We start from the raw sequence: 13,536 nt of genomic DNA, 5'->3' as shown, positions 1-13,536 counted from the left end.
GGGTGCCATGTTCAACCACGAACCCGACGCCTATGAATGCTCGATGTGCCGCCTCGTCGCCGGGGGCGAAGACGAACACCGGTCCCAGCTCGACATCGTCCGCCGCGACCCCCTGGCCATGGCCTTCATCGCACCCCGATGGTGGCCCAAGAACCACGGCCACGTCCTCGTCGTCCCCAACACCCACATCGAAAACCTTTACGACCTCCCCGCCGACACCGGCCACGCCATTTCTGACCTCACCCGAGACGTCGCCACCGCGATCCGCCACACCTACGGCTGCGACGGCACCTCGGTCCGCCAGCACAACGAACCCGCCGGCAACCAACACGTCTGGCACTACCACATGCACGTCTTCCCCCGATACACCGACGACAACCTCTACTTCACCCAGCCACACGAACACTTCGCGACCGCCGACGAACGGCTGACCTACGCCGACAAACTGCGCACCCACTTCGCGGGGAAGGCGCTGCGCTCGCCGTAGCCGTGGGCAAAGCGGTTCTTTCCGGGGACCAAGGGACAGATCAAAGGCGGTAGGTTGGGCGCCGTGCTGACCGTGGCGACCTGGAACGTCCTGCATCGCGTGCACGCCGAGAACTACGCCGAGCCGGTCGCCGTGCGCTGGCCCGACGAGGCCGCGCGCACGGCCGCGATCGTCGCCGTGCTGACCGCGCGGCCGGAGCGGGTGATCGCCCTGCAGGAGGTCAGCGGCGACCTCCTGGCGGCGCTGCGGGGCTCCCGGTTCACGGTGCACGCGTTCCGATACCCGCGGATCCCGGAGGTCCGCCGGGCCGACCCCGGCCTGCGCGACGGCGCCGAGTATCTGGCGGTGCTCACGTCCGGCCCGGCCCGGGTCGTGGCCGGCGAGGCGTTCGCCGGCGACCCCGGCAAGGGCTTCCTGGCCGTGGCGCTGGACGGCACGCTTGTCGTGTCCACGCACGTCGGCTTCGGCCCGGCCGCCGTCTGGCAGCTGCCCCGGCTGGCCGCGCTGGCCGCCGAGCGCACCGTGTTGCTCGGCGACTTCAACGCCACCGCCGCGGTCGTCGCCGCCGGTCTGGGCCCGCGGTTCACGATCGCCGCCCTGGAGCCGGGGTCGCTGCCGACCCGCCCGGGCGCGCGGTCCGGCACCATCGACCACGTCGCGGTCCGCGGGGCCACGGTGGACCCGGCCCGGGTCGAGGACGCCGGCGGCCGCTCCGATCACAACCTGCTGTCGGCGGCCGTCCGCTGGTAGGCCACGATGTGCTGGTCGACGACGAAGCCGGCGCGCGCGTAGACGGCGGGCGCCCCGGTCGGGTTGGCCGCGTCGGTGTCGAGGGCGGCGACGGTGAACCCGGCCGCGCCGGCCGCGGCGAGGACTTCGCTCAGCAGCGCGGTCGCGATCCCCCGGCGCCGGTGGCCGGGAGCGGTGCCGACCTGGCCGATGTAGAGCGAACCCCGGTCGTACGGCAGCACGAACCCGGCGATCGCGCCCGATTCCCCGTCGACGGCGAGCCGGGCCAGATCCGCGCGGAAACTCTCCGACTCGACGGTGAGCGCCTTCCACTCCGCGAAGGTCCGTTCCTGCGTTTCGAACGCGTCGGCGTGGGCGCGATACACGTCAAAAGCTTCAAATGCTTCGAGCGGTTTCGATTGTACGGTCCTGGGCAGCGACAACACCGCGCGCTCGACAATGGGCGCGGACATCTCGAGGAAGTATCGAGCGACGCTGAACCCGAACCGTTCGTAGAGCCGGATCGAGGCCCGATCGTCGACCCCGGCGATGACCTGCGCCCGCCGCCCCTCGGCGACCCGCAGCTGCCAGCCGAGCAGCTCCCGCCCGATCCCGAGCCCGCGCCATCGCGGGTCGACGGCGCCGACGAGCTCGATCCGCTCCCCACCCGCGAGCGGCACCAGCCCGACGCCGACCAGTTGGTTCTCATTGAAAAATGCGAGGGTGTCGGTACTGAGGTCGCGAACCTCATGCCGCAGGAAGTCCTCGAACTCGCCGACCGCGAACTCACCCCGCATGCCCCCGGCCCGAGCGGCGCCATTGACGACGGCCGCGATGTCGGCCGCGTCGCCGAGTCCACAAGCCCGAGTCCTGAACCGCTCCATCAACACCTCTATGCGTCCACGAGATCAAAACGCCGGCGGCGAGGGAGTTGAACCCTTCCGTCCCATGGGGCCGGATTCACCAGAGAAGTATCCGCCGGCTGTCGCACCGTGAACCGCCGCCAACTCTAGGCCGCGCGGCGGCTGTGCGTCATCCGCTTTTCCGGGGGTAGGGGGTACCGGCGACCCGACCAGCTGGCTGGAGCCGGTCACCGACGAGCAGTACGAGGCGGTGACCCTCAACTCCGGTCACGACGTCGGCAAAATCGAGCGCTTCAGTCTTCGCCGACCCAGGTGACCAACTCGGCGGCGAGACCGGTCTCCCGCAGCAGCGCGTCGGGCAGCGGCCGGGGGTGCCGGGCGTAGCCGTCGTAGTGATACACATCAACGCGAGGGCCGACGTCCTGCAGCAGCCGGGCGAAGGCGATGAGCGTGCCGTCGGCCAGGCGGATCAGCGCCAGGGTGGCCGGGCCCAGGTCGTTGGCGACCTCGACGAACGGCAGCCCGAGCAGCGCGGTCACCTCGGCCGGCTCGATCGAGAGCACCGCCAGCGGGACGGCCGTGCCGCGCGGTGTGTCGACGGGCAACTGCTCCACGGTGGACTCCACTTGTCTCATGACGTTCGCAGTGCGTCGGTCGGGTTGAGTCGCGCCGCTTGCGTCGCCGGATAGAGCCCGGCGATAGTGCCGATCACCAGCGTGGCGGCCAGCCCGCCCCAGACACCGGCCGCCGGCACCAGCAGTTGCCAGCCTCGATAGCTTGCCACGCCGTAGGTGACCGCGGTGCCGAGCACGGCCCCCGCCACGCCACCCATGGCCGACAGCAGCAGCGACTCGGTGAGAAACTGCACCGCGATGTGCCGCCGCGCCGCCCCGAGCGCTCGCCGCAGCCCGATCTCGGTGCGCCGCTCCAGCACCGAGATCACCATGACGTTGGCTATGCCGACGCCGCCGACCAGTAACGCGACGGCGCCGAGGCCCAGCAGCAGCGAGGTGACCGCGCCGGCCACCAGCAGGCGCGAGGCCAGCGCGTCCGACGGGCGGCTGACGTCAACCGTGCTGGGCTGTGCCGGGTTGGTCGCCCGGGCCAGCATCGTGGCGACCAGGGCGGTCCGCGCGGTGTCCGTCCGCACGTACACACGGGTCGGGTGACCGTCGAACCCGAAGTACTCGGCGGCGACCGGCAGGCCGATCAACGCCGCGTGATCCACCTCGGGCGCCAGCTCGAACGGTCGCAGCACACCCGCGACGGCGAACCAATGGCCGCCCAGCCAGACTCGGGTGCCGGCGTCGACGCGGTCGATGCCCAGGCCGACGGCGGCGTCGTGGCCTAGCACCACCACCGGGTACCGGCTGGTCGCCTCGTTGAGGAACACTCCCATGTCGACGTGGCCGTCGAGCGTGTCCAGCAGTGACGGCTCGGTGCCGCGCACCTCGATACCGCCGCTGCGGTACGCGGGGACCTGGTCGGTGCGGAACACCTGAAGGTTGCCGAGGTCGGCGGTCGCCGTGACCCGCTCGACCCCTGGGGTACGGGCGATGCCGGTGGTGGCGTTCTGCGGCAGTTGCGCCTCGTTGCCGCCGATCTCGTGGCCGTTGACGACGGTGAGCAGGTTGGTGCCCAGGCGGTCGATCTGGGCCAGCAGGTCGGCCTGGCTGGACCGGGTGATGCCCAGGACGCCGATGATGGCGGCGATGCCGATCGCGATGCCCAATGTGGACAGCGCGGCGCGCAATGGCCGGCTGCGGATGCCGATGGTGGCCAGCGGCAGGAGGTCCGCCGCGCGTACCCGGGAAATCATTCGGTCCGTCCGGTGTCGGCGACGATCCGGCCGTCGCGGAGGTCGACCCGGCGCGGGCAGGCGGCCGCGACGGTGGCGTCGTGCGTGATGATCAGCAGTGTCACGCCGCCGGCGTGCAGGTCGCGCAGCAGGTCGAGGATCTGCGCGCCGTTGGCGCTGTCGAGGTTGCCGGTCGGCTCGTCGGCGAGGATCAGCGCGGGCCGGCCGACGAGCGCACGGGCGATGGCCACCCGCTGGCGCTCACCGCCGGAGAGCTTGCCCGCCGGGTGCCCGGCCCGATGCCCGAGGCCGACCCGGTCGAGCGCCTCCGCCGCCGCCCGCCTCCGCTCCCGCGTCGGCACGCCGCGGTACAGCAGGCCGTTGGCCACATTGTCCACTGCGGACAGCTGGTCCAGGAGGAAGAACTGCTGGAACACGACGCCCAGCGCGTACGCGCGGAGACCCGAGAGCCGCCGGTCGGAGAGGGATTCGATCGCATGGCCGGCCAGTCGTACCGAGCCGGTGGTGGGGCGGTCGAGACCAGCGGCGAGGTTGAGCAGGGTGGTCTTGCCCGAGCCGGACGGCCCGGCAACTGCCACCATCTCCCCGGCCAGTACGGTCAGATCGACGCTACGAAGCGACTCCACCGGCGGCGTGCCGGGGTAGGCGTGACCCACGTTCTCCAAGCAGAGCACCGAATCGGTCATGAGACCGGTACCTCCACCTGCGTGCCCTCGGTCAGCGCGGCACCGGTGATCTCGACCGTGCCGCCGGCCTCGTCGAACAGCCCCGGCTTGACGGTCACCAGGCGGCGGCCGACACCGTCAACCACCGCAACCTGGTAACCACCGGCGGGTCCGGCAAGCAGCGCGGTCACTGGCACCAGCAGGACGTTCTTACGCCGCGCGCCGGTGATCCCCACCTGCACCGGCGCCTGGTCCAGGATCGGCGCACCCGCCGGCATGGTCAGCGCGATGACCACCGGCACCGTCGCCGCCCCGCCGGCCGGACCCTCGCTTGGCACGCTCGCCACTGTGCCGATCTCCCGGACCGTACCGGCGACCGGCTGGTCCAGTCCTGGAACGGTGACCCGCACCGGGTCACCCGCGTGGACCGTCGACTGGCGTCCGGCGGTCAGCGCGATGCGGACCACGCGGGTAGTGGTCGATCCGCCCAGGACCGGCGCGCCGGGTTCCACCGAGGCTCCGACATCGGCGGTGAGCTGGCCCACTCGGATCGCACTCGGCAGGAAGACGATCTCGCCCAGCGCGAGCTTGCCGGTGCGCTGCGTCGCTGGTAGGGCGCGGGCCGCCTGCCAGCGGCGGATCGCGGTCGCGGTGGCGCCGCTGAAGTGCCGGTCGACGGTGATGCCGTGCGCCGGGTCGAAGCCGAGCGCCACGAGGTTCTGCTCCAGTTGCAGTACGTCGTTGCCGTCGCTCATCCCGGCGGTGAAGTCGCGGTAGGCCGGCGTCTCCCCGTACAGCAGGATCGCTGAGACGCCGGCCACCGCGAACAACTCGGCGCCACGGATGACCGCCGAGCCGGACGGCGCGACGGCGGTGACCACCCCGCCGGGCAGTTGGCTGGCCACCGTGTAGGACCCGTCGAAGCCCAGCGTGCCGGCCAGCTGCACGCTTGCGGTCACGTCGCCACGGGTCACCGGCGCGGTGGTCGTCTGGATCTGCGGCGCAGCGACCGGACCGGCCGCCGGTGCCCGGGTCACCGCCCACCCGATCACGCCCGCCGCGGCGAACAAAGCTCCGGCGACCACCCACAGGCCGGTTCTCATGATGTGACGATCCGCTTGTCGTAGAAGTGCTTGCAGGCGTCGATCGCGTTGTAGAAGGTCTCCGTCTCGCCCTGGCCCTCCAGCGGCGTGCCGCTGAGCTTGAAGGTGCCGTCCGGCCGCGGATCAGGGAAATCCGGCAGTCCGTGTTCGCGCATGCACTTCGCGAGATCGCGCAGCTTGGGTAGGTCGGCGGGGTCGAACGAGGGGTTCGGGTGCCGGCCGAGCGCGGCGAGCTGGTCACCGATCGCCTTGCACTCCGGCAGTGCGGCGACCGCGCGGGACTGGTCCTTGGTTGCGTCGCCGTCCGTCGCCGGCCAGACGATCTTGCCGGCATCGACGACGGGGTCGGGAAAGTTCGGGTACCCGTGGTCGCGTGCGCACTGTGCGAACTGGCGGCCGATGTCCAACTCCCGACTGGAGTAGCTGCCGGTGGTCACCGATCCCGACGCGGACGGTGAGGCCTCCTTGCTGGACGAGCAGGCGGCCAGGCTCAAGGCCAGCGCGGCCAGCAGCGCGACGACGGCGAAAGGTGTGCGTGTCATGCCGCTCAGGCTCGCCGCCCGGACGACCACGGCGCGTCTGGCGGCCGACCGATCTTCGGGTCTGTCGTTCGGCCGATTCGCCGCCGCCGGACCGCACGTACGCTGGGGCGATGCGAAACCGACGGTGGCTCGACGCGGGACTGATCCTCCTGCTGGCGGTCGGCAGCCTGCTGTGGAACGACGCGCTGGCGCTCCTCAACAGCCCGGACGACAAGAAGCTGCTGATGTACGGGTCGGTCGACGCCTGGCGGGTCCACGGTGCCTGGTGGTTCGTGGCCGGCGCGCCCGCACTGACGGCGATCGTGCTGCGGCACCGCTGGCCGCTCGCCGCGCTGCTGCTGGCGGCCGGGTCGGTGGGGATCCACCTGTTCGATCCGATCCTCGGCCTGTCGCCGGTGGATGCCGCCGCGCTGGTGGCCATGTTCGCATTGGCCGGTTCCGCGGGCTCGCGCCGTACCGTCGTGGGGGTCTTGATCGTCTTGGAAGCGGTGCTGCTCGCCGTCTGCCTGGCGGCTGGGTTGTTTCGTGGCACCCGCGGCCAGATCAGGGGCAGCGACAAGATGCTGTCCGCGATGGTGAACGGCGACGCCTCGACCCTCGTGCTGGATTGTCTGAAGACGGCGATCGTGCCCGGCCTGTTGCTGGCCGCCACCTGGGCCGTCGCCGACAGCGCCCGGACGCGGCGGGTGCACCTGGCCGACCTGCGGCGGGAGCACGAGCAGCGAACGGCGTTGGCGGTCGCCAGCGAACGGGGCAGGATCACCCGGGAGCTGCACGACGTCGTTGCGCACGGACTGGCGGTGATGGTCGTGCAGGCGCAGGGCGCGAAGGCCATGCTCGCCAAGCAGCCGGAGCGCACCGAGGCCGCGCTGACCAACATCGTCACCACCGGCCGCGCATCGCTGGCCGAGATGCGCAGGCTGCTCGGCCTCGTGCGCACCGATGCGTCGTACTCGCCGCAGCCGAGCCTGGCTACGCTGCCCGACCTGATCGACCGGGTCCGGGACAGCGGCACCCGGATCGACTTCCGGATCGCCGGTGAGCCCGCGACGCTGGCCGCCGTGATCGAGCTGGCCGCCTACCGGATCGTGCAGGAGGCGCTCACCAACACGCTCAAACATGCGCCACCGGGCACCGGCAGTATTGTCGTGCTCGACTTCGGCCCGGCGGAACTGGGCATCCGGATCGTCGACGACGGCGCGCCGGTCGCCGATCCGGCGCAGGGCAACGGGCTGCGCGGCATCACCGAGCGGGTCGCCGCGCTCGGTGGTGTGCTGCGGGCCGGCCCGATCGCCGGCGGCGGCTTCGAGGTCGCGGCCCGAATCCCGACCGCCGCGCGGCTGGCTCCCGTCCCGTGATCCGGGTGCTGATCGCCGATGATCAAGCATTGGTCCGGGCCGGCTTCCGCATGATCCTCGACGGCACCGACGACATGACGGTGGTGGGCGAGGCGGCCGATGGGCTGCAGGCGCTCACCGTGGCGGACCGGGCCCGGCCCGATGTCGTACTGATGGACGTGCGGATGCCGGGCATCGACGGCATCGAGGCGACCCGGCGGCTGCGCGCGGCTCGGCCACTGGAGCAGCCGCCGCACGTCATCATCCTGACGACGTTCGACCTGGATGAGTATGTGTATGCCGGGCTGCACGCGGGCGCGGCCGGGTTCCTGCTCAAGGACGCACTCGACACCGAACTGCTGCAGGCCGTGCGCGCCGTCGCGGGCGGGCACAACGTCGCCGCGCCGAGCGTCACGCGCAGACTGGTGCAGCACTTCGTCGCGACGGGGGCGCGGGTCGCGGATGCTTCATCGATCGACGCTCTCACGGCCCGGGAGCTCGACGTGCTGCGGCTTATCGCCGAAGGCCTGTCCAACCAGGAGATCGCCGGCCGGCTGGTGATCACCGAGGGAACTGTCAAGACCCATGTGAGCCGAATCCTCGCCAAGCTGGGCCTGCGTGACCGGATCCATGCGGTGATCTATGCGTATGAGAACGGCGTCCCGCCAGGCCAGTGACGGGTGTTCCTCGCCGCGCCGGCGTCGTGCACCTCCTCGGCCCAGCGATGCCTACCGCGACGTGCTCCTGATCACCGGCGAGGCGGTCAGCGAGGTCACTGCGGCGATACAGTACCGACCGGCCGGCGCTATCAGGCGGCCATCTTCGCCGTTTTCTCCGCCACCTGGACGTGCGTCGCGCTGCTGCTCACCGGCCCCGCGTACGGCTACGACACGCGCGCCGTGGGACGCCAGCGAGCTCCGACCGCTGTCGATCGTCAGTCGCGAGCCCGGTATACCCCTGAGACGTCTATCCGGGAATTTCCCCCTCCTGCGGCTCGTCTCGCGGGGCGAGGATGAGCGGATGCTGCGACCGGCTCTTAGGGGAACATTTTCGCGATGGCGGCGCTTGGTCCTGTCCGGACTGGCGGTCGTCCTCGGCGTCATGTTCGTGTCCGGTGCGCTGGTGCTCACCGCGACGCTGGGCGGCTCCTACACCGACACGGCCAAGCGCGCCCACGCCGGCACCGATGTGTCGGTCGGCCCCGGCGAGACGATCTCCGCGGCCGGGGTGCCGGCAGCGCTGGTCGACCGGCTGGCCGGTATCGACGGTGTGGCCTCGGTGACCGGTGTCGTGTCCGCCGACGGGGCTCGGCTCGTCGGCGCCGACGGCAAGGTGGTGGCGTCCCCGGACGCCCCTCGCCTCGGGGTGAGCTGGCCGGGGCAGGCGCGCTCCGTGCAGATGCGCGCCGGTCGCGGACCGCAGCGGGACGACGAGGTCGCGATCAGCACCACCCTCGCCGCGGCGGCCGGAGTGCGGGTCGGCGACCGGGTCGCGGTGCTGACGCTGCGGCCGAAGCAGAGCTTCACCCTGGTCGGCACATTCGACTTCGCCGAGCCCGCCCAGCAGGTCGTGGCGTTCACCGAGCCGGTCGCGCAGACGCTGATGCTGGGCACGCCCGGTGCCTTCTCCTCGATCGCCGTCACCGCCCGCGACGGGGTCACCGCCCGACAGTTGCGGGAACGGATCGCCGGCGTGCTGGGGGCCGGCTTCCGGGTCCGGACCACTGATCAGGTGGTGCAGGCCGAAAGCGCCGCCCGCGGCCGATCGCTGGGCCTCACCGGCGACCTGCTGCTGGGGTTCGCCGGCGTGGCGCTGTTCGTCGGAGCGTTCCTGATCCTCAACACCTTCTCGATGCTTGTCGCGCAGCGCACCCGGGAGCTGGCACTGCTGAGAGCCATCGGGGCCAGCCGCCGTCAGCTCGTCGTGTCGGTACTGGCGGAGGCGGCCGTAGTCGGACTGACCGGCTCGGTCGCCGGGCTGGCGGCCGGGGTGGGCGTGGGTGCGCTCGCCGCCGGGGCGTCAGTGGTCCTGCCGGCGAGTGCCGTGCTGGGTGCGTTCGCTGTCGGGCTGCTCGTCACGACGGCCGCCGCGCTGCCCCCGGCGGTACGGGCCGCGCGGGTGCCGCCGGTGGCGGCGCTGCGCGACACAGCGGCACCGGAACGGCCGCTGACCCGGCTCACCGTCGCCGGTGCCATTGTCCTCACCGCCGGCGCCGGCCTGCTCGGCTTCGGTTTGGCCACCGCGTCGACGAGCGCCCCGGCCCTTGTCCTCGGCGGGGTGCCCCTGGCGTTCCTCGGCGTCACGATGCTGACGCCGGCGCTCGCCCGGCCCGCCGCCGATCTGCTCGGGCGAGGGCTCGGCTGGTCGGTGCCCGGCCGGCTGGCCCGGCTCAACGCTCGCCGCAACCCCCGACGCACTGCGGCGACCGCGGCGGCACTCATGGTCGGGGTGGCGCTCCTGGCCGGCATCTCCACCGTGTTCGTCTCGGCCACGGCCAGCGTCAGCCGACTCGTCGCCGACCAGGTCAAGGCCGACTTCGTCATCAGCGGCGACGCCAACGGCTCGGGCCGCGCCGGGTTCGACCCGGCCGTGCTCGCCGCCGCTACGGCACTGCCGGGCGTACTCAACGTCAGCGGCCTCGGCGAGAGCGGCGCCGTCATCGACGGCCAACCAGCCTACGTGGAGACCGTCACCGACCTACCCGCCCTGCGCGACATGCTCAGCCTGACCGCCGCCGTGGGCACACTAGGGCAGCTGGCCGACGACCAGATCCTGGTCGACCAGCGCTCCATCACCGCGACCGGCCCACACGTCGGCGATCGCGTCACCGTACGCCTTCCCCGCGGCGAGTCCCGCCAGTTCACCCTGACCGGCGTCTACACCAACACCGACCTCATCAACGGCTGGCTGCTGCCGGCCTCGGCCGCGAGCGGTTTCAAGCAGGCACTGCCGAGCCGCGCGTTCATCCGCCTGGCCCCAGGCGCCGACGCCGGCACCGCCCGCGCTCAGCTCACCGCCCTGCTCGCCGACAGCCCCGAGGTAGGCGTGAGCGACCGCAGCGAGTACACCGCCCAGGAGAACGCCAAGGCCAACCGCATCCTGCGCATCGTGCAGATTCTGCTGTCCCTTGCCGTTGTCATCGCCGTGCTGGGCATCGCCAACACGGTGGCCCTGTCTGTGCTGGAGCGTACCCGCGAACTCGGGCTCCTGCGCGCGGTCGGTCTGCGCCAGGTCCAGACGCTGCTTATGACCGCGGCGGAGGCCACCGTGATCGCCGTCTTCGGCGCGCTGCTGGGCACCACGGTCGGCGTCGGGCTCGGCGCGGCCACGGTCAAGGCCCTGCGGCAGCAGGGCGTGACCGAACTGTCCATACCGTTCCATCAGCTGCTCGCGTACCTGGGGCTCGCCGCCCTCGTCGGCGCCATGGCCGCGATCCCACCAGCGGCCCGGGCCGCACGCCTGAACATCCTGACCGCCATCGCCCACGACTGACACCGCATCCAGAGCGATTTCCCGGCGGTCTCTTGCCCGGCCAGCTCGGCGACGACCGGACCGAGTGCCCCGGCGACGCTTGCTCCGAAGACGAAGTACGTGAACCCCATCTCCTCCCGCCGCCGCAGGATCTCCTCCTTGGCCGCGCCGGGATCGCTCGGCAGGTATGACACCGAGTCTGCCGCTCGAACAGCTTCGATGTCGGTGTCGGGCCCGGCCATGAACGGCGCGACGGCGTCTCCGATGACCGGCACATGCAGCGAGAGCTCCAGCCCGTGCCGGTTGTCGAATGCCCGCACCCGTTGCGCCGTCTGCGTGCGGGTCTCGATGTGCGGCATCACGAAGTTCACGATGTCGGCCAGCTCGGACGCGACCGCGTGTGCCTTGGGTCCGCCGACAGCCATCGCCACCGGCGTGTGCCGCTCGTCGCCATCAAGTTCCCGCAGCGTCGTGATGACCTGCCGGACGAGCTCCGCCCGCTGCCCGGCCGGCACGTCCGGCAATCCCAGTCGGCGCAGCTGATCCGCGATTCCGGGCCGCCCGGTCCCGATGCCCATCTCGAACCGCCCGTCGGTCACCACACTGAGCGAGTGCGCCTCCCAGGCCGTGATGTACGCCGGCCGCACGGGCGCCGCGTAGACCCAGGTCCCCACCCGCGCGCCGGTCAGCGTGGCCGCGGCGGCCAACACCACTGCGGTGTGCGATGGCAGCCCCCTGCCATGATCGGGTGCGCACGCATGCCGCGGTCCGCTCATGTCTCCCCTCGGAGACGGATTACAGGGCACTGCCGCCGGTGCCGGTCAGGTCGAGGGCGGCGAGACGGTTGAGGATACCCACGATGTGGGTCAAGTCGTGGCGTGCGACAACAGGCCGGTCGTGCTGTCCGAGAGTGCCCGCCGCCGGTGCGACAATCATCTGCGAAGCCGATCACCCTGCCCTCGTCCCGGCTGTCGGGGACGAGGGCAGGGTTTCGCCACCGGTGACGAAGCCACGGCGGCCTACCGTTTCTGGGCCGCGATGGCTCACAGCGGGCCCAGGACCTCCTCGGGCGGCTCATCCAGCGAGAGCGTTTCGAGCACCCTGAGCAGCTGACGCTCCTCGTACCGGAAATGACTCTCCATAATGGCCGCCGCGCCCTCGAGGTGACGATCCAACTCGGCGACCGGTGCGACCCGGTCCACCGCAGCCAGCAGCTCGCCGAGCAGGTGCGCGATCATCGAGTGGTCCTGGGTGAGCCTGCGCAGTACGGGCTCCAACTCCGGGTGGGCCGCCCTGATCGCCGGAAACAGGAGGCGGTCCTCGCCCCTGTGGTGCCCATCAAGGGCAGCGCAGAACCCGTGGCAGTACAACAGCAGCTCACGCGGGGCAACCTCCGCGGACCTGCCTTCGGCCACCGCGGTGCGGGTGAGATCAAGTGCTTCGCGTAGGCGCACGTGCACCTGTCGAAGCTCATGGCTCCAGGCGATGAGCCTGGTCGTCTCGCGCTCAGTCACGCGAAGACGAAGGATGCGACGTCAACATCGTCGGTCTCCCTCGGTTGGGCGCCTCCATGCCTGACACAGTCTGCCACCGGCACGCGACGCTACCCGAAGCCTAGCGCACCAAGATTGACCAGCTGCGCCCTGCAGGCGGACGTGGCGGAGCGTTCCCGGCCGGCCCAGGCCGGGGGATCGTATCCCTACCCGACAGCCTCCGACGTGCACGTACTTATCGACCACGGCCTGGTTCGGGCGCTGTGGATGGGAGGGCTTGATAGGCGGGGTGGAGGTGCTTCCATCGTGTCTGGGCGTCGCCGCGTTCGTGCCCCGCGAGGTGTGTGCCGAGGTCTTCGAGATGGATCTGTACGCCGGCGCCGTAGGCGGGGAGCAGGCTGATCGGCATACCGCGCTCTTCGATGATCACGACGGTGCCCTCGCCGTCGGGGGTCAGCCAGGCTTCGATGACGTGTTCTTCGGCTTGGTCGGCATCGCTGGTTGTCACGGCCAGGTGGTGTGGGGGGTCGCAGACGTCGATGCGGCCGGTTCCTTGCCATTCGCTGGCGAAGAACCGGGCCTTGAACGTGCCGCCCAGGCGCAGGTCGCCGTCGAATTCGCCGAGCCAACGTCCCAGCCGGCCGGGGTCGGTGAGGGCCGACCACAGGTCGTCGATGGTGCTGTCGAAGCGGTCCTGTACCCGTACGACTTCGCCACCACGCCGCCGGCCACCGCCGCCCTTCCGGTCACCGGACCACCCGCCCTGACGCTGACCTTGTTCGGCCTCGTCACGATCCTGCTCGGCGCCGAGCTCACCGCAGCCGCCGGAGCCGGGCGCGACGCCGGCGCTCCAGGTCGTCACGCCCGATGACCGCGCCCCAGCCGTCCTCGACCCGGCCGCCCGCGGCCCGCGACACCGGCCACCGGACCGGGCAGGTGACCGGCCGTATCTTCGCCCGGTTCGCGCCCGAACGGGTGGAGGCGAGCCGCGGTCGCCGCAGGAGCGGACGATGCACCATGCGAACCG

15 protein-coding genes are annotated in these 13,536 nt (G+C 71.4%); 5 read left to right on the top strand and 10 right to left on the bottom strand.

Annotated features, from left to right (window positions below; genetic code table 11):
* Positions 1-7 precede the first annotated feature (7 nt).
* Positions 8-487, top strand: a complete 480-nt coding sequence (locus tag ACIA8L_RS19830; RefSeq protein ID WP_395906453.1) for an HIT family protein — start codon at positions 8-10, stop codon at positions 485-487.
* 63 nt (positions 488-550) lie between these two features.
* Positions 551-1,237: an endonuclease/exonuclease/phosphatase family protein gene (locus tag ACIA8L_RS19825; RefSeq protein ID WP_395906451.1), complete on the top strand. Its 687-nt coding sequence runs from the start codon at positions 551-553 to the stop codon at positions 1,235-1,237.
* Here the strand turns inward: ACIA8L_RS19825 and ACIA8L_RS19820 are convergent.
* The 6 genes from ACIA8L_RS19820 to ACIA8L_RS19795 form a co-directional block, all read right to left on the bottom strand.
* Positions 1,204-2,100, bottom strand: a complete 897-nt coding sequence (locus ACIA8L_RS19820) for a GNAT family N-acetyltransferase (protein ID WP_395906449.1) — start codon at positions 2,098-2,100, stop codon at positions 1,204-1,206. The genes ACIA8L_RS19825 and ACIA8L_RS19820 overlap by 34 nt on opposite strands.
* Before the next feature lie 272 nt (positions 2,101-2,372).
* Positions 2,373-2,693 (bottom strand): hypothetical protein, encoded by a 321-nt coding sequence (locus tag ACIA8L_RS19815; protein ID WP_395906447.1) that lies wholly within the window; start codon positions 2,691-2,693, stop codon positions 2,373-2,375.
* A gap of 17 nt (positions 2,694-2,710) precedes the next feature.
* Entirely contained in the window at positions 2,711-3,898 is a 1,188-nt protein-coding gene (locus ACIA8L_RS19810) for an ABC transporter permease (protein ID WP_395906445.1), read from the bottom strand.
* The gene (locus ACIA8L_RS19805) at positions 3,895-4,584 is read right to left on the bottom strand and encodes an ABC transporter ATP-binding protein (RefSeq protein ID WP_395906443.1); all 690 of its coding nucleotides are present in this window, start codon (positions 4,582-4,584) and stop codon (positions 3,895-3,897) included. The genes ACIA8L_RS19810 and ACIA8L_RS19805 overlap by 4 nt, the downstream gene beginning before the upstream one ends.
* Complete coding sequence (locus ACIA8L_RS19800) at positions 4,581-5,666, bottom strand: peptidoglycan-binding protein (RefSeq protein WP_395906441.1); 1,086 nt, start codon at positions 5,664-5,666, stop codon at positions 4,581-4,583. The genes ACIA8L_RS19805 and ACIA8L_RS19800 overlap by 4 nt, the downstream gene beginning before the upstream one ends.
* Positions 5,663-6,238 carry a hypothetical protein gene (locus ACIA8L_RS19795; RefSeq protein WP_395906439.1) on the bottom strand — a complete coding sequence of 192 codons (576 nt, stop codon included), beginning with the start codon at positions 6,236-6,238 and terminating at the stop codon, positions 5,663-5,665. Before ACIA8L_RS19795 ends, ACIA8L_RS19800 begins: the two co-directional genes overlap by 4 nt.
* Before the next feature lie 80 nt (positions 6,239-6,318).
* Here ACIA8L_RS19795 and ACIA8L_RS19790 point away from each other — a divergent pair, with 80 nt between their 5' ends.
* From ACIA8L_RS19790 to ACIA8L_RS19780, 3 genes are all read left to right on the top strand, one after another.
* On the top strand, positions 6,319-7,566 hold the full coding sequence (locus ACIA8L_RS19790) for a sensor histidine kinase (RefSeq protein WP_395906437.1): 1,248 nt from the start codon (positions 6,319-6,321) through the stop codon (positions 7,564-7,566).
* Complete coding sequence (locus tag ACIA8L_RS19785; RefSeq protein WP_395906435.1) at positions 7,563-8,222, top strand: response regulator; 660 nt, start codon at positions 7,563-7,565, stop codon at positions 8,220-8,222. Before ACIA8L_RS19790 ends, ACIA8L_RS19785 begins: the two co-directional genes overlap by 4 nt.
* Positions 8,223-8,565: 343 nt before the next feature.
* Positions 8,566-11,037 (top strand): ABC transporter permease, encoded by a 2,472-nt coding sequence (locus tag ACIA8L_RS19780; protein WP_395906433.1) that lies wholly within the window; start codon positions 8,566-8,568, stop codon positions 11,035-11,037.
* On the opposite strand, the gene ACIA8L_RS19775 is transcribed toward ACIA8L_RS19780, so the two are convergent.
* The 4 genes from ACIA8L_RS19775 to ACIA8L_RS19760 all read right to left on the bottom strand — a co-directional run bounded on the left by ACIA8L_RS19775 (position 10,926) and on the right by ACIA8L_RS19760 (position 13,528).
* Positions 10,926-11,792 (bottom strand): LLM class flavin-dependent oxidoreductase, encoded by an 867-nt coding sequence (locus ACIA8L_RS19775; RefSeq protein WP_395906431.1) that lies wholly within the window; start codon positions 11,790-11,792, stop codon positions 10,926-10,928. The two genes, ACIA8L_RS19780 and ACIA8L_RS19775, sit on opposite strands and share 112 nt — an antisense overlap.
* A 267-nt stretch (positions 11,793-12,059) precedes the next feature.
* On the bottom strand, positions 12,060-12,530 hold the full coding sequence (locus ACIA8L_RS19770) for a hemerythrin domain-containing protein (protein WP_395906429.1): 471 nt from the start codon (positions 12,528-12,530) through the stop codon (positions 12,060-12,062).
* A 214-nt stretch (positions 12,531-12,744) separates the two neighbouring features.
* Positions 12,745-13,371 (bottom strand): SRPBCC domain-containing protein, encoded by a 627-nt coding sequence (locus ACIA8L_RS19765; RefSeq protein WP_395906427.1) that lies wholly within the window; start codon positions 13,369-13,371, stop codon positions 12,745-12,747.
* Positions 13,322-13,528, bottom strand: a complete 207-nt coding sequence (locus tag ACIA8L_RS19760) for a hypothetical protein (protein ID WP_395906425.1) — start codon at positions 13,526-13,528, stop codon at positions 13,322-13,324. The genes ACIA8L_RS19765 and ACIA8L_RS19760 overlap by 50 nt, the downstream gene beginning before the upstream one ends.
* Between the last annotated feature and the right edge of the window lie 8 nt (positions 13,529-13,536).

The sequence above is a fragment of the Dactylosporangium sp. NPDC051541 genome, from assembly GCF_044454505.1.
Taxonomy (GTDB): Bacteria; Actinomycetota; Actinomycetes; order Mycobacteriales; family Micromonosporaceae; genus Dactylosporangium.
Note: the sequence above shows the minus strand (reverse complement) of the source record. Positions and strands in the feature narration are given on the sequence as shown.

Coding starts and splice junctions, on each gene's coding strand:
- ACIA8L_RS19760 (WP_395906425.1), bottom strand. CDS start 13,528: ATGGTGCATCGTCCGCTCCTGCGGCGACCGCGGCTCGCCTCCACCCGT.
- ACIA8L_RS19780 (WP_395906433.1), top strand. CDS start 8,566: ATGCTGCGACCGGCTCTTAGGGGAACATTTTCGCGATGGCGGCGCTTG.
- ACIA8L_RS19790 (WP_395906437.1), top strand. CDS start 6,319: ATGCGAAACCGACGGTGGCTCGACGCGGGACTGATCCTCCTGCTGGCG.
- ACIA8L_RS19800 (WP_395906441.1), bottom strand. CDS start 5,666: ATGAGAACCGGCCTGTGGGTGGTCGCCGGAGCTTTGTTCGCCGCGGCG.
- ACIA8L_RS19820 (WP_395906449.1), bottom strand. CDS start 2,100: ATGGAGCGGTTCAGGACTCGGGCTTGTGGACTCGGCGACGCGGCCGAC.
- ACIA8L_RS19830 (WP_395906453.1), top strand. CDS start 8: ATGTTCAACCACGAACCCGACGCCTATGAATGCTCGATGTGCCGCCTC.
- ACIA8L_RS19805 (WP_395906443.1), bottom strand. CDS start 4,584: ATGACCGATTCGGTGCTCTGCTTGGAGAACGTGGGTCACGCCTACCCC.
- ACIA8L_RS19775 (WP_395906431.1), bottom strand. CDS start 11,792: ATGAGCGGACCGCGGCATGCGTGCGCACCCGATCATGGCAGGGGGCTG.
- ACIA8L_RS19810 (WP_395906445.1), bottom strand. CDS start 3,898: ATGATTTCCCGGGTACGCGCGGCGGACCTCCTGCCGCTGGCCACCATC.